At 36.9% G+C, this 19,308-nt stretch carries 20 protein-coding genes and 1 riboswitch; of the genes, 14 read left to right on the top strand and 6 right to left on the bottom strand.

Going from position 1 to position 19,308, the window contains the following annotated elements; genetic code table 11:
• Positions 1-282 precede the first annotated feature (282 nt).
• Complete coding sequence (locus M3189_RS03280; protein ID WP_251631893.1) at positions 283-618, top strand: hypothetical protein; 336 nt, start codon at positions 283-285, stop codon at positions 616-618.
• A 79-nt stretch (positions 619-697) separates the two neighbouring features.
• Here M3189_RS03280 and M3189_RS03275 read toward each other — a convergent pair whose 3' ends face one another.
• From M3189_RS03275 to M3189_RS03260, 4 genes are all read right to left on the bottom strand, one after another.
• The gene (locus tag M3189_RS03275) at positions 698-874 is read right to left on the bottom strand and encodes a hypothetical protein (protein ID WP_251631891.1); all 177 of its coding nucleotides are present in this window, start codon (positions 872-874) and stop codon (positions 698-700) included.
• Positions 875-1,006: 132 nt separating this feature from the next.
• Entirely contained in the window at positions 1,007-2,359 is a 1,353-nt protein-coding gene (locus tag M3189_RS03270) for a hemolysin family protein (RefSeq protein ID WP_251631889.1), read from the bottom strand.
• 61 nt (positions 2,360-2,420) lie between these two features.
• Positions 2,421-2,822 (bottom strand): MerR family transcriptional regulator, encoded by a 402-nt coding sequence (locus M3189_RS03265; RefSeq protein WP_353057389.1) that lies wholly within the window; start codon positions 2,820-2,822, stop codon positions 2,421-2,423.
• Positions 2,823-3,008: 186 nt separating this feature from the next.
• Positions 3,009-4,142 carry a histidine kinase N-terminal domain-containing protein gene (locus M3189_RS03260; protein ID WP_251631883.1) on the bottom strand — a complete coding sequence of 378 codons (1,134 nt, stop codon included), beginning with the start codon at positions 4,140-4,142 and terminating at the stop codon, positions 3,009-3,011.
• A 122-nt stretch (positions 4,143-4,264) separates the two neighbouring features.
• Positions 4,265-4,371: riboswitch (TPP riboswitch) on the top strand.
• Positions 4,372-4,499: 128 nt separating this feature from the next.
• Here M3189_RS03260 and thiT point away from each other — a divergent pair.
• From thiT to fumC, 12 genes are all read left to right on the top strand, one after another.
• Positions 4,500-5,072 carry an energy-coupled thiamine transporter ThiT gene (gene thiT, locus M3189_RS03255; protein ID WP_251631881.1) on the top strand — a complete coding sequence of 191 codons (573 nt, stop codon included), beginning with the start codon at positions 4,500-4,502 and terminating at the stop codon, positions 5,070-5,072.
• A gap of 138 nt (positions 5,073-5,210) precedes the next feature.
• A complete protein-coding gene (locus M3189_RS03250; protein WP_251631879.1) occupies positions 5,211-5,435 on the top strand; it encodes a FeoA family protein in 225 nt (74 codons plus the stop codon).
• On the top strand, positions 5,435-7,441 hold the full coding sequence (gene feoB, locus M3189_RS03245) for a ferrous iron transport protein B (protein WP_251631877.1): 2,007 nt from the start codon (positions 5,435-5,437) through the stop codon (positions 7,439-7,441). The genes M3189_RS03250 and feoB overlap by 1 nt, the downstream gene beginning before the upstream one ends.
• A gap of 18 nt (positions 7,442-7,459) precedes the next feature.
• A complete protein-coding gene (locus tag M3189_RS03240; RefSeq protein WP_251631875.1) occupies positions 7,460-7,624 on the top strand; it encodes a FeoB-associated Cys-rich membrane protein in 165 nt (54 codons plus the stop codon).
• 103 nt (positions 7,625-7,727) lie between these two features.
• Complete coding sequence (locus M3189_RS03235; RefSeq protein WP_251631873.1) at positions 7,728-8,183, top strand: helix-turn-helix transcriptional regulator; 456 nt, start codon at positions 7,728-7,730, stop codon at positions 8,181-8,183.
• A gap of 112 nt (positions 8,184-8,295) precedes the next feature.
• The gene (locus M3189_RS03230) at positions 8,296-10,326 is read left to right on the top strand and encodes a transglycosylase domain-containing protein (protein ID WP_251631871.1); all 2,031 of its coding nucleotides are present in this window, start codon (positions 8,296-8,298) and stop codon (positions 10,324-10,326) included.
• Positions 10,327-10,477: 151 nt separating this feature from the next.
• The gene (gene sigY / locus M3189_RS03225; protein WP_251631869.1) at positions 10,478-11,035 is read left to right on the top strand and encodes an RNA polymerase sigma factor SigY; all 558 of its coding nucleotides are present in this window, start codon (positions 10,478-10,480) and stop codon (positions 11,033-11,035) included.
• Entirely contained in the window at positions 10,989-11,339 is a 351-nt protein-coding gene (locus M3189_RS03220; protein WP_251631866.1) for a YxlC family protein, read from the top strand. The genes sigY and M3189_RS03220 overlap by 47 nt, the downstream gene beginning before the upstream one ends.
• Complete coding sequence (locus M3189_RS03215) at positions 11,332-11,532, top strand: sigma-Y antisigma factor component (RefSeq protein ID WP_251631865.1); 201 nt, start codon at positions 11,332-11,334, stop codon at positions 11,530-11,532. The genes M3189_RS03220 and M3189_RS03215 overlap by 8 nt, the downstream gene beginning before the upstream one ends.
• Before the next feature lie 318 nt (positions 11,533-11,850).
• Positions 11,851-13,608, top strand: coding sequence for an ABC transporter ATP-binding protein (locus M3189_RS03210; protein ID WP_251631863.1), 1,758 nt, complete (start codon positions 11,851-11,853; stop codon positions 13,606-13,608).
• Entirely contained in the window at positions 13,605-15,620 is a 2,016-nt protein-coding gene (locus M3189_RS03205; RefSeq protein ID WP_251631861.1) for an ABC transporter ATP-binding protein, read from the top strand. The genes M3189_RS03210 and M3189_RS03205 overlap by 4 nt, the downstream gene beginning before the upstream one ends.
• 272 nt (positions 15,621-15,892) lie before the next feature.
• Positions 15,893-17,272, top strand: coding sequence for a class II fumarate hydratase (fumC, locus tag M3189_RS03200; RefSeq protein WP_251631858.1), 1,380 nt, complete (start codon positions 15,893-15,895; stop codon positions 17,270-17,272).
• Positions 17,273-17,347: 75 nt separating this feature from the next.
• On the opposite strand, the gene M3189_RS03195 is transcribed toward fumC, so the two are convergent.
• On the bottom strand, positions 17,348-17,551 hold the full coding sequence (locus tag M3189_RS03195) for an alpha/beta-type small acid-soluble spore protein (RefSeq protein WP_095248511.1): 204 nt from the start codon (positions 17,549-17,551) through the stop codon (positions 17,348-17,350).
• A 286-nt stretch (positions 17,552-17,837) separates the two neighbouring features.
• Between M3189_RS03195 and M3189_RS03190 the strand changes: the two genes are divergently transcribed.
• A complete protein-coding gene (locus M3189_RS03190) occupies positions 17,838-18,080 on the top strand; it encodes a hypothetical protein (protein ID WP_251631855.1) in 243 nt (80 codons plus the stop codon).
• A 44-nt stretch (positions 18,081-18,124) separates the two neighbouring features.
• Here the strand turns inward: M3189_RS03190 and M3189_RS03185 are convergent, their stop codons facing one another.
• On the bottom strand, positions 18,125-19,234 hold the full coding sequence (locus M3189_RS03185; protein WP_251631853.1) for an ABC transporter ATP-binding protein: 1,110 nt from the start codon (positions 19,232-19,234) through the stop codon (positions 18,125-18,127).
• Positions 19,235-19,308: the final 74 nt, after the last annotated feature.

The following is a 19,308-nucleotide window of genomic DNA, read 5'->3' as shown; positions in this document are numbered from 1 at the left end:
ATGGTAATAGCCATAACTAAGATTGAAAACCGGGAAAATTCAAAAGAAAAAAATCATTTCTTATGATATTAGATTAAGGCTTTTTGTTAGAATTGCATGTGACATTTTTCACAAGGATACCTATTATAAGACGGAATTTATAAATCGTTCATATTTCCGCAATAATCATCCTAAAAGGTAAATACTAAAATAAAAATCAATCAGTATTGTTTTAGAATTTGTAACATATTTAAAGTGTTAAAGATGATAAAATATATTTACTACGAAAAAGGAGTTATTCCAATGGAACATAAACTTGATAAATTGACTGAGAACATTTCAGATATAAAAACGTTAATTCATACTTTTAATAAAACCTTAGAAAATATTGAGCACAGACTTTCTCGATTGGAGCAAATGGACAGTATTGAGCATCGAGTAGAGGTTAACCAGATTGACTTGTCAGATATTAAAGAATCATTGCAGCGTATTGAAGAAGTACAGAGCACTGTAGTAAAAGAAATAAAGAATCATTCAGGAAATGGTGCGGATATTCAACATATTAACCGTCGACTGGATTCACACCTCATTAAATTAGCCCGAGCAGAAGAAGATATCATTATCTTAAAAAACAAATAATTACAATAAAAAAAGATCAGAAGTGTAAAAGTCTGATCTTTTTTCATTTAATTGACAGTGAATGTAACCGTTTACAAAATTATTTAAAAAGTGATTTAGCACCTTTAAATAGCAGTGCTACAGAAAAAATAATGATTGCTAAGGCGCCAACGATATCAAAAATTGGACCTAAGAAACTTAAGAATGATACCGGTTCAACGCTCATTAAAGCAAATCCGGAAAGTATAGATGCTAAAAATAAGAAAATTAATTCCATCGTAATTTCTCCCCCCTTTAGTTTAGAATATGTTTTCAAAGGGGGAGGTGATTGGATTATAGAGAAATTATTACAATTATATTACAAAAAAAGGACCAAAATATGATTTTGGCCATTTTTTTTTATCCGTTTTTAAGAAAGAACCTCAGTTTGTGATAAGGAAATTTTATTTTCGCTGGGTTCTTCATCATTGACTTTCTTTGTTACCTCAATATATTTAATGTGATGCTCCTCCATATCGAGTATTTTAAAGCTATATGATTCGTGATGGATGGAGTCTCCTTCTTTTGCTTCATAATTCTCAGTTAATATCCAGCCGCCAATGGTGTCTATATCTTCATCATCAATTTCGACTCCCAACAAGTCATTGACTTCTGTTACTAAAACTTTGGAGTCAATAATATAGTGATGTTCCTTAATTTTACGTATCATGGGAATTTCATCGGAATCAAATTCATCGCGGATTTCACCAACAATTTCCTCGAGAATATCTTCAACCGTAACTAAACCCGATGTTCCGCCATATTCATCCATTAATATAGCCATATGCATTCGATCTTTTTGCATTTTAACAAGTAAATCATGGATAGGAATTGTTTCAATTACTCTAATAATTGGGCGGGTATAATGCTCTAGCGTTTTAGTTGAAAGGGTTTCTTTACTAATTAAATCTGTCACCATTTCTTTAATATTCACTAAACCAATGATATGGTCTTTATCACCATCAATAATTGGATATCTCGTATATTTTTCCTCACGGATTACTTGGAGAAACGTATCTAACGTATCATCTTTCGATAATGAAACGATTTCCGTCCGGGGGACCATAATTTCTTTGGCAATCCGGTTATCAAATTCAAAAATTTTATTTACATACTTAAACTCAGATTGGTTAATTTCGCCGCTTTTATAGCTTTCAGATAGGATAATTCGAAGCTCTTCCTCTGTATGTGCCATTTCGCTTTCAGAGACTGGCTTAAGACCAAAAATGCTCGTTACGATACGTGCTGACCCATTTAATAACCAAATAAAGGGATACATCACTTTATAGAAGAGAATTAAAGGCCGTGACATAAGAAGAGTAATCATTTCAGCTTTCTGTATAGCCAGTGTTTTAGGTGCCAGCTCTCCTACAACAACATGTAAAAATGTAATTGTCGCAAAGGCAATCCCAATGGATAAGATGTGGGAGACACCGTCAGGGATTTCCAGCCCATTAAAAAGGGGAGCGAGTAAATGCTCAATGGTTGATTCCCCAATCCAACCTAAAGCCAGGGCAGTAATGGTAATTCCTAACTGACAGGCTGAAAGATATTCATCCAGGTTTGAAATTACTTTTTTTGCTGAAATAGCACTCGAATTACCTTCTTCAATTAACTGATCAATTCTTGAACTTCTAATCTTGACAATAGCAAACTCTGAAGTTACAAAAAAGGCAGTTAAAGCAATTAAAATGGCTATTATAACCAAGTTAAATATGTCCAAATAAGTTCCCTTAGCTCGTTAAATACGAGTTAAGGAGTCACCTCCTAGTAATTTAAAAAAATTAACTCGTTACATTCAAAAGGGATTTCATCAAGACTGATTTTAGCATCATAAGATTCGTTGTGAATTTCTCTTTTTGCAGATTATCTAATTTTTCAACAACTGGGATTAGACCCACTAAATCATTCTGTAACTGCTGCATTTGCTGTGTTACTTCATCTACATGTTTCTCCACTTCTGAATCATGAATTTTTATGTCTTTCTTCATATCTAGTTTTCTTTTAATCTCGTCAAGCGGGTAATGTAAACTCTTACAATCTTCAATAAACTTTAAATCCCTTAAGGATTCATCAGAATAAATTCGGTAATTAGATTTTGAACGTTCTGCGCTTAATAGACCAATTGATGTATAATAATCAATTGTCCGTTTAGAAACCATTGCGATTTCTGCTAATTCACCGATACGATAGACAGCCCCATCAAATCACCTCGGGTAACTAAATTTAACAACAATTATAGTAAATTACAACTGTACAGTCAAACGTTCTAGTTCGCATATTAGTTGGTATCAACATTTTATGAAAAAAGTCTTGTCTATATGAATTGGAAAATTATAAATTTTCAAAAAATAATTTGAAATAAGCGCCTCCTACATAGGAGACGCAGCTAGAGGTAGTTTAAGTGTAAATACGGTTAATTCTGGAGTTGAAAGACAAGTTAAATCACCTTTATGTTTTTCAATGATTTCTTTACAAACGAATAGCCCAAGACCAGTACCAAGTTTTTTGGTTGTAAAGAATGGCTCGAATATGGTTTTACTTAATTCTGAAGGAATCATTGGACCATTATTGGATATAGAGAGTATTACATGTGTATCATTCTCTATATGACTCTTAATCTCAATAATTGGATTAGAGATTCTATGATGATTTAACACGTCAATCGCATTAAATATAATATTAATGAATACTTGACGCATTTCATCCGCATACCCATAAAGTGTGATTTCATCGACAATTTCTTTTTTGATTTTAACTTTACCGTCTAAAATACTCGGATATAAGAAATTTAAGACTTCATCAATCAATTTATTGAGGTGAAACTGTTCTTTTTCTTTCCCAATTAGTTCTTTTTTAGATAAAAGTAAAAATTGCGAAATCCGGAAATTCAGTTGTTCTAGCTCACTTGAAATAATCTCTAAATATTTCATATTAGGATGGTCAGCCTTAAGCAGCTGAACAAACCCCTGTATGGATGTTAGAGGGTTTCTAAATTCATGTATAAAACTAGATGTCATTTGCCCAAGAAGTGTTAATCGGTCCTGATGAGTTGAATCGATAAACATGGTTTTTTCTTCAATGATTTTGTTTTTAGCTTCTGTATAGTGTGTAACCGCATAATATAGAAATTTATCAAAGCAGTAATTTATTTTATTAATCGATTCCTGAAGGTCTTCCCACTGAAGGTCAGCCTTACTTAGATAGCTGTAGAACACACTTCTGCCAAGATTAACATTATAAACAAAGTCACCTATATTAATATTCGCTAGTGCTCTTTCCTCAGAAATTTCAAGAGCATATTTTTTAATAATCTCTAATAGCTCTTCTTCACTCATTGTATGCATAGTGAGAATAACATTAAATAAAGCAATCCCATTTTCACGTATTTTTTCTTTGTAAGGATCCCCGTTAGAAATGACAATTGAGCTTTCCCACTCACGTACTAAACTTTCTTTATTCTCATCAAAAAAGGCTATTAATTCCGTTTGTACTTCAGATAACATCACAGTTTTCCTCCTAAGGCAGCAATGCCGAACTGACTAGTTATTTTATTATACCATGTATGGAAGTTTATCCTTGTAAAAGTTCTATAAAAATAGTATATTCGTTAATGAAATCAATTAAATATTTCCACAGGGGGAGCTGCTATAAGTGGCTGAGAGTGAACGTTCGAGTTCTGACCCTATGAACCTGTTAGTTAACGCTAGCGTAGGGATGTGGTTTGCCGACTATTAAAGCTAACAATGCAGACAATCCTAACTGTCCTGCATTGTTTTTTTTGTTTTTAAGGCGCCATATAAATTCTTAGGAGTAATACCTGTCGAACGTTCTCCAATATACAAACTATAGGGGGAACATGTATGGAAAAAAAACGTAGTAACACATTATTTTTAGTGGAAGTGGCCGTATTTTCAGCACTTGCTTACTTACTGGATTTAGTTTCAGGGCTTTTATCATTAAAGATATGGCCACAGGGTGGTTCGATTTCAATAGCGATGATTCCGATTTTCCTAATGTCATTTCGCTGGGGTATAAAAGGTGGAATCTTATCAGGATTTTTACTCGGTTTACTTCAATTCATCCTTGGTTTTTCTCAAATTTATACACTTCTTCAAGGAATTATTGATTATGGAATTGCTTTTTCAGTGGTTGGTTTAGCAGGTGTTTTTGCTTCAAAGGTGAAGAATTCTCTGAAGAATAATACAAAAAGCTGGGTTACATTTGTTCTTTTAGGAACGTTTTTAGGAAGTGCCTTGCGCTATCTTGCTCATGTGTATTCGGGTATCGTATTCTTTGGTGAATATGCACCTGCTGGTCAGCCAGTTGCTGTTTATTCCTTTGTTTACAATGGAACCTATATGCTTCCAAGCTTTATCGTAAGCGCAATCCTTGTAATACTCGTCATTAGTGCAGTACCAAAAAAAATGATATAAGAGTTGAAAAATAGAAAAGTCTGTGACTTTTCTATTTTTTTTTCAAATTTTTGTCACAGAATAAGCGATTGTTCAATGGTAAAATGAGGTTATAAATAAAGATAATCATTCTCAATTAACATAGTTAGGGTGATCGTGATGTTCGGCTCGTTTAAAGCAGGAGAAAAAGGAAAAATCATTAATATTTCTAAGGTTGGCCGCCTAGTCCAAAGAAGGTTGTTGGACCTAGGAATAACAGAAGGATCTGAGGTCTGTGTCAAATGTGTTATGCCTTTTGGTGGACCAGTGATGATTGAGTCTTGCGGACAGTGTGTAGGACTCCGGCGCAAAGAAGCGTGTTTAATAGAAGTGGAGAGAATTTAATGGAAATCGCCCTTATTGGTAACCCAAATACAGGAAAAACCTCATTGTTTAATAATCTTACAGGATCCTATGAGTATGTGGGCAACTGGAGCGGTGTTACAGTTGAAAAGAAAGTCGGGGTTTTTAAGAATCATATAGGAAAATTAATTGATTTGCCTGGAATCTATTCCTTGAATCCATTATCAAAGGATGAAGGGGTCGTTACCACTTACTTCTTAGAGGAACAAGTGGACAGACTGTTAAATATTCTGGATGCTTCTCAATTGGAACGAAATTTACATTTGACCTTGCAGCTGCTCGAATATGAGAAACCTGCACTAATTGGTTTGAATATGATTGATGTTGCGAATAATCGCGGGATAAAAATAAATACAGATAAGTTATCCCAGATTTTAGGGGTACCGGTTGTACCTGTTGTGGCAAGAAGTGGTAAAGGCTGTGACACTTTAATAGAAGTAATTTCAACAAGTTCGAACCATTCAAAGGTAAAAAAACATGTCTACTATGGAAAAGTAATTGAGGATGGAATTACCAAATTGAGTATGGAGTTAATAGGAAAAACAGACCATTCACCAAGATGGCTTGCCATTCAACTATTTGAGGGGAATGAATACATCCATCGTTATCTTTCCGACTTAATAGAACCTAATAAACTAGTAACACTCGTTTCAAATTTGGAATCTGCCATAAAAGAGGAAAATGGTAATATAAAATCGCTGGCAAACTATATCTATCTGAAGAGAAAAAAAGTTATCGAAAAAGTTCTAGAGGCATCTGTTCAAAAGGTTAGTACCATTGTTCCCTTGTCTGAAAGAATTGACGCCATCGTAACCAATCGGTATTTAGGAATGCCAATCTTCTTAATATGTATGTATTTGATGTTCATGCTCACATTTGATTGGCTGGGTACTCCATTATCTGATGTCTTGGATGGAATATTAACAGGACCGGTGACAGCCGGTTTTGAAAAACTCCTTGGTGTGATTCATGCTTCAGATTTTATTCATGCATTGATTATTGAAGGACTGATTGCTGGTGTCGGTGGGGTACTGGTATTTGTTCCACAGATATTTATTCTCTTCTTTTTTATTTCCCTGTTAGAAGATTCTGGCTACATGGCTAGGGTTGCCCTAGTAATGGACCGGATTATGGAGTCTGTTGGACTAAATGGAAAGGCATTTATTCCAATGATGATTGGATTTGGCTGTAATGTCCCTGGGATTATGGCCGCAAGAACAATCGAAACACCAAGAGAGAGATTAATGACCATATTATTGACACCACTCATGTCATGCTCTGCCCGATTGCCAGTTTATGCAATATTTGTTGGAGCATTTTTTGTAGGGCATAAAGCCCTGGTGGTATTAAGTCTTTATGTTTTAGGAATTGTTGTCGCATTACTACTAGCAAAAATATTTACTAAAACATTGCTAAAATCAGAAGCATCTTTATTCGTTATAGAATTGCCGCCATATCGCCTCCCGCAGGTACAATCGCTTTGGAGAAGCACCTGGGATAAGGGGAAAGGCTTTGTTCGAAAGGCAGGAACATTCATTTTTGCTGGCTCCGTTTTTATTTGGCTGTTATCGTACGCTGGACCGAATGGATTAAAAGTGGATATGGATGATAGCTTTTTGGCAGCGATAGGGAATTTGTTTGCTCCTGTTTTAGAGCCAATAGGTTTTGGTACTTGGCAGGCTGCCGCCTCTTTAATAACAGGATTCTTAGCTAAAGAAGCAATTATTTCAACGATGAATATTATTTACTTTGTTCCAGAAAATGCGAGTCTACAAGGGTTATTGAGCGATTTTTACACACCGCTGGCTGCCTATAGTTTTATGGTTTTTATACTATTATATATTCCATGTTTAGCAACGGCTGCAACGATTTATAAGGAAACAGGTTCAAAGAAATGGACTGCATTCTCTATCCTTTACGCATTATTTATTGCTTATGTTTTATGTTTGGTCATATATCAGGGCGGTAAACTGTTTGGATTAGTCTAATTAGGTAGGTGTTTTCGTATGATAGCAAATATAGGTAGTTTCATAATAGGCACTGCGATTTTTGGTTATGCTGCTTGGGCATTAGTGAAGTTTATTAATAAATCGAAAAAAGGAAAATGTGCGGCATGTGATCTTGAAAAGACCTGCTCTACCCAAAGTCAATGTGGCATTCCGCCAAAATAAAACGATGAAACTGCTATCCTTAAAACGATAGCAGTTTTTTCTTTTAAATAGAAGGCAACTTGTGTAAAATTACACTAGTAGGTTTTTGAAAGAAGGTCTTTGCATGAATAGGGAAGAAATTATTATGATAGTTTCAGATAAATTGCGATTGATTCGTACAGAAGCAGGCTATACCCAGGATAAAATGGCAGAAATCATTGGAGTATCAAAGAAAACTCTTGTTCAGATCGAAAAAGGCAGGGTCCTTGCAGGCTGGTCCACTGTCGTTACCGTATGTGCTTTATTTAGGGAAACAGAAACCGTCCAATTTCTATTTGGAAATGAACCTCTAGAAGTATTGGAGACTGTTGCTCGAGAAGGAATTGATTATCGGAGAATGAAAACGTTTGGAGGACGAATTTGGTGGCGTGAGGTCGCAAGGAAATACGGATTTATCCTTCAACAGAATATTCTTAGCAAGCATTTTCGAATTCTGGATGACAAACATTATCGGGTATACAGCAGCTTCGACGAAAAACAAGCCAAAATCCGATTTAAAGAATTAACCAAGAACGAATAAGAAAAAGCATTCGAATTTTTTTCGAGTGCTTTTTCTTTTGGATAATTTTTCCCCTTTTAGGGAAAAAGAAAATGATGCCTTTCATTTTGTATTTTATTTATCAGGAGGAATTATGAAAAAGGTAGTGAATAATTGGAAGCGATGGCATATGAACCAATTGATGGTTCTCTCGTTTTCGCTTTTAGTTCTAGGTTTTCTAGGTATCGTCTATGCTTATTCAATGGATTTAGATATTTCTTCACTTAAGAATGAACTGCCCCAGGCAACGGTTTTTTATGATTTGAATGGGGAGGTTGCAAGTAAAGTATCAGCAAATAAAAACGAAGGTGTCCCAATCAATGAGGTACCTGACTCTATGAAAAATGCAGTCATTGCTATAGAGGACCGCCGATTCTATGAGCATCATGGCGTCGACTATATTGGTATAACAAGAGCACTAATCAGGGATATCAAAGCACGGGGCATGGTTGAAGGCGGAAGTACCATTACCCAGCAACTTACGAAAAATACACTGCTTACTTCTCAAAAAACATTAAAGAGAAAAGTAGATGAAGTATTCCTAGCGATGCAAATTGAGCGACAATACAGTAAACAGGAAATCCTTCAAATGTATTTAAACCAGATATATTTTGGTGATGGTGCTTGGGGAATTAAGCACGCAGCACAAAATTATTTTGCTAAGGAAGTTAAGGACCTATCCATTAGCGAATCAGCTTTGCTGGCAGGTTTAATAAAGGCGCCTTCTGCATTGAATCCATATCATCACTTAGAAAAAGCAAGACAGAGAAGAAATCTAGTTTTATTACAAATGAAGAATCAAGGCTATATAACGAATCAGCAGTATGATCACGCATTGGCTGAAAAAGTAATGTTAAATGATAAAGGTGGAGACCCGTTCCGAGGGAAGTACCCTCACTATGTTGACCAGGTCTTTGAAGAGGCGATTAATGTTTATCATTTATCACAGGATGAATTGCTGACTGGAGGATATCAGATTTATACCGAGCTAGATTCTATTATGCAGAATGCTATGGAGAAAACGTACCAAAAAGACGATATATTCCCAAAAGGTACTGACCAAATGGTCCAAAGCGGTGGAATATTAGTTGATCCCAAAACAGGTGGAATTCGAGCGATAGTTGGTGGGCGAGGAGAGCACACATTTAGAGGATATAATCGTGCAACGGGGTTAAAGGCTCAGCCAGGTTCATCCATTAAACCGCTTGCTGTCTTTACTCCTGCCCTCGAAAATGGCTGGAAAATAACTGATATGTTAATGGATGAACCGATGAGCTTTGGTGAGTATGAGCCAAGTAATTACAACCATGAATATGCTGGTAAAGTTCCCATGTATGAAGCAGTAAAGGATTCAAAAAATGTTTCGGCTGTTTGGTTATTGAATGAAATTGGGATTGAAAAGGGCTTAGATTGTGCCAAACGTTTTGGAATACCACTAGCAAAGGGAGATCGCAATCTATCACTTGCACTTGGAGGATTAGAAGGAGGAGTATCTCCTTTGATAATGGCTGAGGCGTATTCTGCCTTCCCAAATCATGGAGTCCGGATGAAAGCACATGTTATCAAAAAGATTGTGGATTCAGAAGGGAATCCCGTTGCAGAATGGAAGGGAAAAAAGGAAAGAGTCACCACTAAAGCTGTAACCGATCAAATAAACACAATGCTGCTTGGTGTTGTAGAACACGGGTCTGGAAAAAACGCTCAAATTCCGGGAAGAGAAATTGCTGGGAAAACAGGCTCAACACAAGTACCAATTGAAGGAGTTAAAGGTGTCAAGGATCAATGGTTTGTTGGTTATACCCCGCAATTAGTAGGAGCATTCTGGGTTGGCTACGATAAAACAGATGAAAAACACTTTTTGAAAACGACTAGCAGTGCGGGTGCAGCCATTGTGTTTCGTGAAGTCATGAAGGAGGCATTAAAAGATAAGCCTTCAACTAGCTTTGATGTCCCACGCATTGATGGGTTGATTCAAGAGAAGCAAGAGGAAGAAATAGAATTGACCCCAGATACAATTGAAGAGCATTTTAATAGAGGTGCGAGAAAATGGGAAGAAAGATGGAAGAAACAAAAGGAAAAGTGGGAAAAGAGATGGAAAAGAATAGGTCCTAAGATGAATCATTAATGTTAAGGCACGAAGCTATTCGTGCCTTTTGTGTTAGAAATTTTAATATTCATCAAAATTATTATAAAATATGAACGATATTAACGCTTTCACGTCTTATACATAAACGTAAAAAAAGAGGGATAGATGGGGGAAAGAGAGGACAAGTGTGATGGATCCGTTAATAAAAAGTGCAAAAGAAGGGGATCATCTTGCATTTGCCATGTTGTTTAAAGAAAATTATCCATTCCTTGTAAAGTATTTAATGAAAATTACAATGAATCCAGATATGGCAGAGGAACTTGCACAAGAAACAATGGCAAAATGTATTCAAAAAATTCATCTTTTTAATGGTCAAAGCAAATTCTCCACTTGGCTGATTTCCATTGCAACGAATGCTTATATTGACCAATGTAGAAAACAAAAGAGAGAAAACAAATGGAAAGGACAAGAAGAAGTATATCGAAAGCTGAAATGGCATTTTGAAAGCCGAAACGAGGAATGGAACGATGCGCTGGAAGCGTTAGGTAAATTACCAGTAGACGTTCGGGTTCCTATTGTGCTGAAGCATTATTATGGCTACTCCTATGATGAAATTGGTGCATGGATGAAAATATCCTCTGGAACAGTGAAATCAAGAGTTCATAATGGAATTTTGGCGGTAAGAAGGGAGCTGAAACTAGGTGAAGAAACAGAAGGTCGTCATACTCGACAACGAACAACAAAATAAACATGACTTGGATGCTATTCACAAAGTGCAAGAAGGGTTGAGCAAGGTGGATCAATTCCCTGTCTATACTCCGGATCTCCAGTGGTTTGAAAGCATGGTACGAAATGAGAAGGAAAATAGTAGAAAAAAATTAAGGAAGGAACTATCCTTATTTCTGATAATCGCATTATTTATCTTAAGTGGAATCATTGTATCTTTTTATCAACTGCCAGTAGTTTTTATTGTAATTCAAATAATTACTCCGGTATTTATTGCATACTATACAATTTCTAGTTTTAGTAGGAAGGTGAAAATCAATGAGTAATGAATTATCGCCAACTGTGATCATTATCGTTGCAACTATCCTATTACTTCAAAGTATTTATTTATTCTTAGATGCTAGGAAACGAAACCACAACTATTGGCTATGGGGAATCGTGGGTCTCATACAAGCTCCAATGCCAACCCTTTTTTACTTAGTGTTTATTCGTAAAATCTTTCGAAAAAGAGCTGAATAATTAGATAGGAAAATTCTGAAAAATGGGAATTGACATTTAAATAATCTGGTGATAATCTAACAAAGGATGAAAAAAAAGGAAAGGGAGGGTTACGAAATGATTGTATTAAACAGCACTTTACCAGCAACTGAATACTTGAATGTAACCTGCTCCATTATGATCTCTTTTTAATGAGTCCAATTTTAATTAGATGATAATCAAAACACAGGTTGCGTTCTTTTTCGTACGTAACGTGTGTTTTTTTGTCTCTTTTTTTAGTTTTGAGGCATACTGCACTATTGCGGTATGTCTTTTTCTTTTGCATAGGGGGGGAACAGGATGTTTTCGGTTTTAAAGAAATTAAGTTGGTTTTTTAAAGAATATTGGAAGCGGTATGTCATTGCCATTTTCTTGTTAATTCTAGTTGGGATCTTAGATGTGGTGCCGCCTAAATTAATTGGTATGGCTATTGATGATATTCAAGTTGGCGAAATGAGTAATGGAAAAATAGTAAAATATGTGGGTTATCTTGTCTTAATCATGGTTTTTTCCTATGGAATTACCTACGTTTGGATGTATAAATTATTCGGCGGGGCATTTCTTGTGGAAAGAAAATTAAGATCCCGATTTATGAAACATTTACTAAAAATGTCTCCAACCTTTTATGAGAAGAATCGAACAGGCGATTTAATGGCGAGAGCAACAAATGACTTAAAGGCAATATCCATTACCGCAGGGTTTGGGATATTGACGCTGGTCGATTCAAGTGTCTGGATGCTTACGCTTATTATTACCATGGGACTACTAATTAGCTGGAAGCTAACGATTGCAGCCATCTTGCCACTTCCGATTATGGCATATATCATGCAAATCTATGGGAATAGAATTCATAAGCGCTTTATGGAAGCACAGGATGCATTCGGGGAGTTAAATGACCGCGTCTTAGAATCTGTTGCAGGTGTTAGAGTTATTCGTGCCTACGTTCAGGAAGAGGCCGATGGCAGAAGGTTCCACCAATTAACAGAGGATGTCTTTCAAAAAAATATCAAAGTTGCCAGGATAGACTCCTTGTTTGATCCAACAGTAAAAGTACTAGTGGGATTAAGCTATATGATTGGTCTTGGTTATGGCGCCTATTTAGTCTTTAATCAGGCTATAACCTTAGGTGATCTGGTTGCCTTCAATGTCTATTTAGGGATGCTAATTTGGCCGATGTTTGCAATAGGAGAATTAATTAATATCATGCAACGAGGAAATGCATCCTTAGATCGGGTCAATGAAACTCTTTCCTTTCAGGAGACTGTAGAGAATCCTGAACAGCCTATTAAGGTTGAAACTCCAGAGAGAATTGATTTTGAAAAGGTAACGTTTCGATATCCTTCATCAAAGGAGGATAATTTAACGAATATTTCCGTTCAACTGCAAAAAGGGCAGACCTTAGGTATTGTTGGAAAAACCGGAAGTGGAAAAACAACATTTATTAAACAGCTATTAAGACAATACCCGCTTGGAAGTGGAGACCTTTCCATCTCTGGCGTTCCGCTTAAAGAGCAGACACTGTACCAAGTTCGTAAATGGATTGGTTATGTCCCTCAGGACCATGTTCTTTTTTCAAAAAGTGTAAAAGAAAATATTCTTTTTGGGAACAGTGAAGCAACCAACAAAGAGTTGGAGAAAGCTATTGACTTATCTGCACTAAGAATGGATTTAGAAATGCTCCCAGAAGGGTTAGAAACTCTTGTGGGTGAAAAAGGAGTAGCGCTTTCTGGCGGTCAAAAGCAAAGAATTTCAATCGCACGTGCGCTAATAAGAGATCCTGAAATTCTTATTCTTGATGATTCTTTGTCTGCAGTAGATGCTAAAACAGAAAAGAGAATCATTGACAATATTCGTGATATACGAAAAGACAAAACCACCATTATCACGACTCACAGAATGTCTGCCGTTCAACATGCAGACCAAATCCTTGTTCTTGATGATGGCAAGATCATTGAAGAAGGAACGCATGAGCAGCTGCTTGCTTCTGATGGCTGGTATAAAGAACAATATTTACGACAACAAGTTGAAAATAATCTTGAAGAGGAGGTGACGGCATGAGTACAGGCAAGCGGCTAACCCAGTATGCCTTAAACTATAAAAAAATCATTATTGCTGCATTATTCATGCTGAGCATTTCCGTTGCTACTGATTTGGCAGGTCCATTCATTGCCAAGAATATTATCGATGAACACATTTTAGGCATCGAGTCGGTTTGGTATGAAACGACGGAGGGGAAGAACACAGCAGAATATAACGAGAAATTTTATAAGAAAGAAAAGAATTTCTCCAATGGTGAAGAAAAGGGGAAAGAAATTAGAATTTTGCAGGTTGGTGCAAAGTTTGTCATGGTGGAAGAAAAGCTTGAATTCGATGGGAAAAGGACATTTGAAAATGGGATAGTAACCCTTCAAAAAGGAACAGAGAAGGTTGAGTATGATGCAAATGAACTTACCAATAGAGAGTTAATGGCGTTCTATCAACTTGAAATCCCAGGGATTATTAAATTGCTGATTATTTATTTCTTTCTTTTAGTGATATCCGCTATTTTCCAATATGGTCAGCGGTTGCTGCTGCAGACTTCTGCAAATCGAATCATTCAAAAAATGAGGGAGGATGTATACGGCCAAATTCAAAGGCTCCCAATCCAATACTTTGATAACCTGCCAGCTGGAAAAGTAGTCGCTAGGATTACCAATGATACGGAAGCCATACGTGAATTATATGTGACTGTTTTAGCCCAATTTTTCACCAGTGCTATTTATATCACAGGAATATATGCGGCCCTATTTATCTTAGATGTGAAGCTGGCAGCCATTTGTCTATTACTTTTGCCAATCCTTTATGGATGGATGTTATTATATCGAAAGTTTGCTTCAAAATACAATCATGTTATTCGGTCTCGAATCAGTGATATCAATGCAACTATCAATGAATCGATTGGCGGAATGAGTATTATTCAAGCCTTTCGAAGGGAAAAAGAGACAGAAAAGGAATTCGAAAAGCTTAATACAGAGCATTTTACCTATCAAAACAAATTATTAAGTTTGAATGCTTTAACTTCACATAATTTGGTTGGGGTTCTTAGAAATCTCGTTTTTGTTGCATTCATTTGGTACTTTGGGGGTCAGTCGTTAAATCCTGCTTCAGTCATTTCTCTCGGAGTGCTCTATGCTTTTGTTGATTACATTAATCGTCTTTTTCAGCCCGTACAGGGAATTGTCAATCAATTGGCCAATTTGGAAACCGCCCTCGTTGCAGGTGAAAGAGTATTTAAGCTAATGGATGAACAGGGAGAGAATGTAAGTGCAGAGCGAATCGAAAGATTTCACGGCAATGTACAATTTGATCATGTGTCGTTTGGATACAAAGAGGGTGAATATGTACTGAAAGACATTCACTTTGAAGCTAAACAAGGGCAGACGGTTGCACTTGTTGGGCACACCGGTTCAGGAAAAAGCTCAATTATGAATCTGCTTTTCCGTTTCTATGATTGTCAAAAAGGGAAGATTCTAATTGATGGAAAGGACATTGCCAGTATAGCTCGCCAAACGATTCGAAATCATATGGGGATAGTGCTGCAGGATCCATACTTGTTTACTGGGACGATTGCCTCTAATGTCAGCCTTAACGAGCCATCCATCACAAGAGACATGGTGGAAAAGGCTTTAAAGGATGTAGGCGCAGACAAAGTCTTTAAAAACTTAGAAAATGGATATGATGAACCTGTGATTGAAAAAGGAAGCACCCTTTCAAGCGGACAGCGCCAGTTAATTTCCTTTGCTAGAGCACTTGCATTTAATCCGGCAATCTTAATTCTAGATGAAGCTACGTCGAGTATTGATACCGAGACGGAGGCCATCATTCAAGAGGCAATGGATGTCTTGAAAAAGGGAAGAACCACCTTTATTATTGCGCACAGGTTATCCACCATTCGGAACGCTGACCAAATCCTTGTTCTAGACCGTGGGAAGATTGTCGAGCGCGGTACACATGAAGAATTGATGTTAGTGAACGGAAAGTATTATCAAATGTATCAGCTTCAAAAAGGCAGTGCTGAATTGGCTGGGTAAAGGTTCACAAAAATGTCACAAATACAGCGATAACCTGTTATTTTTATCACATGTAAAATCCTTTTATTATGATATTTTAAATGTGTTTAAGCTTTTCCATAATAAAGGGGTGGATTAGATGGCAGATTATTCAATTGTTAATGTTATTGGCAGTCTCTTAATTCTTTCGTACTATATTGGTTATATCGTTGTTAAACATTAAACTATAGACAAATGTCTGTAGTTTTTTTCTATTTATTGGGAATATATATGATAGTGAGGTGGTGATAGTTATGGAAAACTTTAGAATAGAAAGAGATACACTTGGTGAGGTCCAGGTTCCAAGTGATAAATTTTGGGGTGCACAAACACAGAGGAGCTTAATCAACTTCAATATTGGCACGGAAAAAATGCCGATTGAAGTAGTATATGCGTTAACCTTAATAAAAAAAGCTGGTGCTATTGTCAATCATCAATTAGGAAAATTAGCTGAGAATAAAAAGAAGGCTATCGTATCGGTTTGCGACCAAATTCTTGCTGGTAAACATAACGGCCATTTTCCACTTGCTGTCTGGCAGACCGGAAGCGGAACCCAAACCAATATGAATGTGAATGAGGTCATTGCAAATCGAGCAAATGATTTGTTAGTGAGTCAAGGAAGTAAAGAGAGGGTTCATCCAAATGATGATGTCAATATGTCGCAGAGTTCGAATGATACATTTCCGACAGCTATGCATATCGCTGCGTACATAAAATTAACGGAGAATTTACTTCCGGCTATTGGGGAGCTAAAGGCTACCTTTTTAAAAAAGGAAAAGGCATTTATGCATGTGGTGAAGATAGGCAGGACTCATTTGCAGGATGCAACTCCCTTGACTTTTGGTCAAGAAATAAGCGGCTGGCGAGCTATGCTCGAAAAGTCTGAAAAAATGGCTGCTGATTCAAGCAGGTATCTACTGGATCTTGCTATTGGCGGCACCGCAGTTGGCACGGGTATTAACGCCCATCCTGAATTTGGGGATAAAATGGCGGTACAGCTTTCAACATTGACGGGTTACTCCTTTCAAGCTTCTTCGAATAAATTTCACGCATTAACGAGTCATGATGAAATCGTCTTTGTTCACGGTGCACTAAAGGCACTGGCTGCAGATTTAATGAAAATTGCCAATGATGTCAGATGGCTGGCAAGTGGACCACGAAGCGGGATTGGTGAGTTAACGATACCGGCTAATGAACCCGGAAGTTCCATTATGCCTGGAAAGGTAAATCCTACCCAAAGCGAAGCCTTAACAATGGTTGCCTGTCAGGTTTTTGGAAATGATGCGACCATCGGTTTTGCTGCAAGCCAAGGGAATTTTGAATTAAATGTTTTTAAGCCGGTCATTATTTACAACCTCATTCAATCCATTACCATCTTAGGTGATAGCATTCGTTCCTTTAATGAAAAATGTGCAACTGGTATTGAAGTAAATGAAGATGTGGTTAAAATGCATGTGGAGCGATCATTAATGCTTGTTACAGCGTTAAATCCTTATATTGGTTATGAGAAAGCTGCTGAGATTGCCAAGTTAGCCTATAAAGAAAATAGCACATTAAGGGAAGCAGCTATCAAAACAGGATATGTTACCCCACAGCAATTCGATGAATGGGTTAAACCTGAAAAGATGATATAGAACATTGAAAGCCCCCTCCGATGATGGAGGGGGCTTAAGCCATATTATTTATTTTTTACTGTGTCTGCTTAAAGATTAGCGTTGGAATCCGCCAAGTTGTTGCTCTGCCATTGCTACAAGACGCTTAGTGATTTCTCCACCGACAGAACCGTTGGCACGAGAAGTAGTATCGGCACCAAGATTTACTCCAAATTCTGTTGCAATTTCATACTTCATTTGTTGAAGTGCTTGCTCCACTCCAGGTACTAAAAGTTGATTAGAGTTGTTGTTACTAGCCATAGTTGAATAACACTCCTCTTAATAATTTTGGGGTCAGTATGGAATTGAACCATATGGTTAAGATAAACCATTGCCACCTTGGCCTAACCCATCTTAAAAGTTATTAGATGTTGGAGATGCTTCATACCTTCTTTTGTGTAGCTGGGTTGTTGCTTGCTTTGTAATATTATTATGATTAAAAATGGACAACTTATTCGAAAGATTTTACTGGTAATTTATTCCGTTACATAGTGCCGTAATAGTAACACAAACTAACCATATACAATAACTTAGAGGGTGAATGGGAATGTCGATATGCCCAATATGCAACGGTTTACGTGAAGTAACTCAATTATGTACACATTGCGGGGAACAAATGCTAGATAGCGGAAGGTTAATGGACTTTTATGATGATTACAGTCCGTATATGGAAATTGATTTGATGAAGATGGAAGACGGTTATCCAGACAGTAACTCAGGGGGGAAATGCCTGCACTTATATCAATGTCCAATCTGTCAAAAGGATGAAGTAATCTTTATTAAAGAATAAATGCAAAAAGGTCCCGCAATAGGAGGGACCTCTTTGTCTATATTCTATTCGTTAGCCACGCGAATACGGGACTCAGTTTCAGCGTCAAAGAAATGACCTTTATTTAAATCAAAAGCTAATTCAAGTGAATCTCCTGGGTGAATGTCAGCTCTTGAATCTAGACGGGCAACGAAGTCTTGACCATCTAAACTAGCGTAGACCATTAATTCTGCTCCAGTTAACTCAGCAACATCAACATTTACGGTGATTTTTGTACCAGTAGATGCTTCAATAAATACAGGCTCATCATGGATATCTTCCGGACGAACACCAAGGATAATTTCTTTACCAACATATCCTTGCTCACGAAGAACTTTCATTTTACCTTCAGGAACAGCGATAGAGATTTTACCAGCTACAAATTTGCCATCTTCAAGTTTACCATTGAAGAAGTTCATTGCAGGAGAACCGATAAATCCGCCAACAAATACGTTTTCAGGCTTTTCATAAACTTCTTTTGGTGTTCCTACTTGTTGAATTAGACCATCCTTCATAACTACAAGTCTTGAAGCCATTGTCATTGCTTCTGTTTGGTCATGTGTTACATAGATTGTAGTTGTGTTTAAACGACGGTGTAGTTTAGCGATTTCTGCACGCATGGCTACACGAAGTTTTGCATCTAGGTTTGAAAGAGGCTCGTCCATTAAGAATACCTTTGCGTCACGGACAATCGCACGTCCTAATGCAACACGCTGACGTTGACCACCTGATAATGCCTTTGGCTTTCTCTTTAAGTAAGCTTCTAATCCTAGAATTTTTGCAGCTTCATTTACACGACGATCAATTTCATCCTTCGGAAACTTACGAAGTTTCAAACCGAAAGCCATATTATCATATACTGTCATATGCGGATAAAGGGCATAGTTCTGGAATACCATTGCGATATCACGATCTTTAGGAGCTACATCATTCACTCTTTTACCGTCAATATAAAAGTCACCTTTTGAAATTTCTTCAAGACCGGCAACCATACGTAAAGTTGTTGATTTACCGCAGCCAGAAGGACCGACAAATACGATAAACTCCTTATCTTGAATATGAAGATTAAAGTCTGTAACTGCTGTAACTTTATTATCGTAAATTTTATAAATATGATCTAATTTTAATTCAGCCATTGTGTAAAACCTCCCTGTTTTGATTAACTTCAGTTTACATGAAAAGGTTTACAAACAATATGGACACACTGCAC

This window comes from Neobacillus niacini (assembly GCF_023715415.1).
GTDB lineage: Bacteria > Bacillota > Bacilli > Bacillales > Cytobacillaceae > Neobacillus > Neobacillus niacini_C.
Note: the sequence above shows the minus strand (reverse complement) of the source record. Positions and strands in the feature narration are given on the sequence as shown.

Bases quoted from the DNA above. Each gene is read 5' to 3' on its own strand.
- M3189_RS03205 (WP_251631861.1), top strand. From the start codon at position 13,605: ATGAGTACAGGCAAGCGGCTAACCCAGTATGCCTTAAACTATAAAAAA.
- M3189_RS03185 (WP_251631853.1), bottom strand. From the start codon at position 19,234: ATGGCTGAATTAAAATTAGATCATATTTATAAAATTTACGATAATAAA.
- M3189_RS03260 (WP_251631883.1), bottom strand. From the start codon at position 4,142: ATGTTATCTGAAGTACAAACGGAATTAATAGCCTTTTTTGATGAGAAT.
- M3189_RS03190 (WP_251631855.1), top strand. From the start codon at position 17,838: ATGTCGATATGCCCAATATGCAACGGTTTACGTGAAGTAACTCAATTA.
- M3189_RS03210 (WP_251631863.1), top strand. From the start codon at position 11,851: ATGTTTTCGGTTTTAAAGAAATTAAGTTGGTTTTTTAAAGAATATTGG.
- M3189_RS03250 (WP_251631879.1), top strand. From the start codon at position 5,211: ATGTTCGGCTCGTTTAAAGCAGGAGAAAAAGGAAAAATCATTAATATT.
- M3189_RS03235 (WP_251631873.1), top strand. From the start codon at position 7,728: ATGAATAGGGAAGAAATTATTATGATAGTTTCAGATAAATTGCGATTG.
- M3189_RS03215 (WP_251631865.1), top strand. From the start codon at position 11,332: ATGAGTAATGAATTATCGCCAACTGTGATCATTATCGTTGCAACTATC.
- M3189_RS03230 (WP_251631871.1), top strand. From the start codon at position 8,296: ATGAAAAAGGTAGTGAATAATTGGAAGCGATGGCATATGAACCAATTG.
- thiT (WP_251631881.1), top strand. From the start codon at position 4,500: ATGGAAAAAAAACGTAGTAACACATTATTTTTAGTGGAAGTGGCCGTA.
- M3189_RS03275 (WP_251631891.1), bottom strand. From the start codon at position 874: ATGGAATTAATTTTCTTATTTTTAGCATCTATACTTTCCGGATTTGCT.
- feoB (WP_251631877.1), top strand. From the start codon at position 5,435: ATGGAAATCGCCCTTATTGGTAACCCAAATACAGGAAAAACCTCATTG.
- M3189_RS03240 (WP_251631875.1), top strand. From the start codon at position 7,460: ATGATAGCAAATATAGGTAGTTTCATAATAGGCACTGCGATTTTTGGT.
- fumC (WP_251631858.1), top strand. From the start codon at position 15,893: ATGGAAAACTTTAGAATAGAAAGAGATACACTTGGTGAGGTCCAGGTT.
- sigY (WP_251631869.1), top strand. From the start codon at position 10,478: ATGGATCCGTTAATAAAAAGTGCAAAAGAAGGGGATCATCTTGCATTT.
- M3189_RS03195 (WP_095248511.1), bottom strand. From the start codon at position 17,551: ATGGCTAGTAACAACAACTCTAATCAACTTTTAGTACCTGGAGTGGAG.
- M3189_RS03280 (WP_251631893.1), top strand. From the start codon at position 283: ATGGAACATAAACTTGATAAATTGACTGAGAACATTTCAGATATAAAA.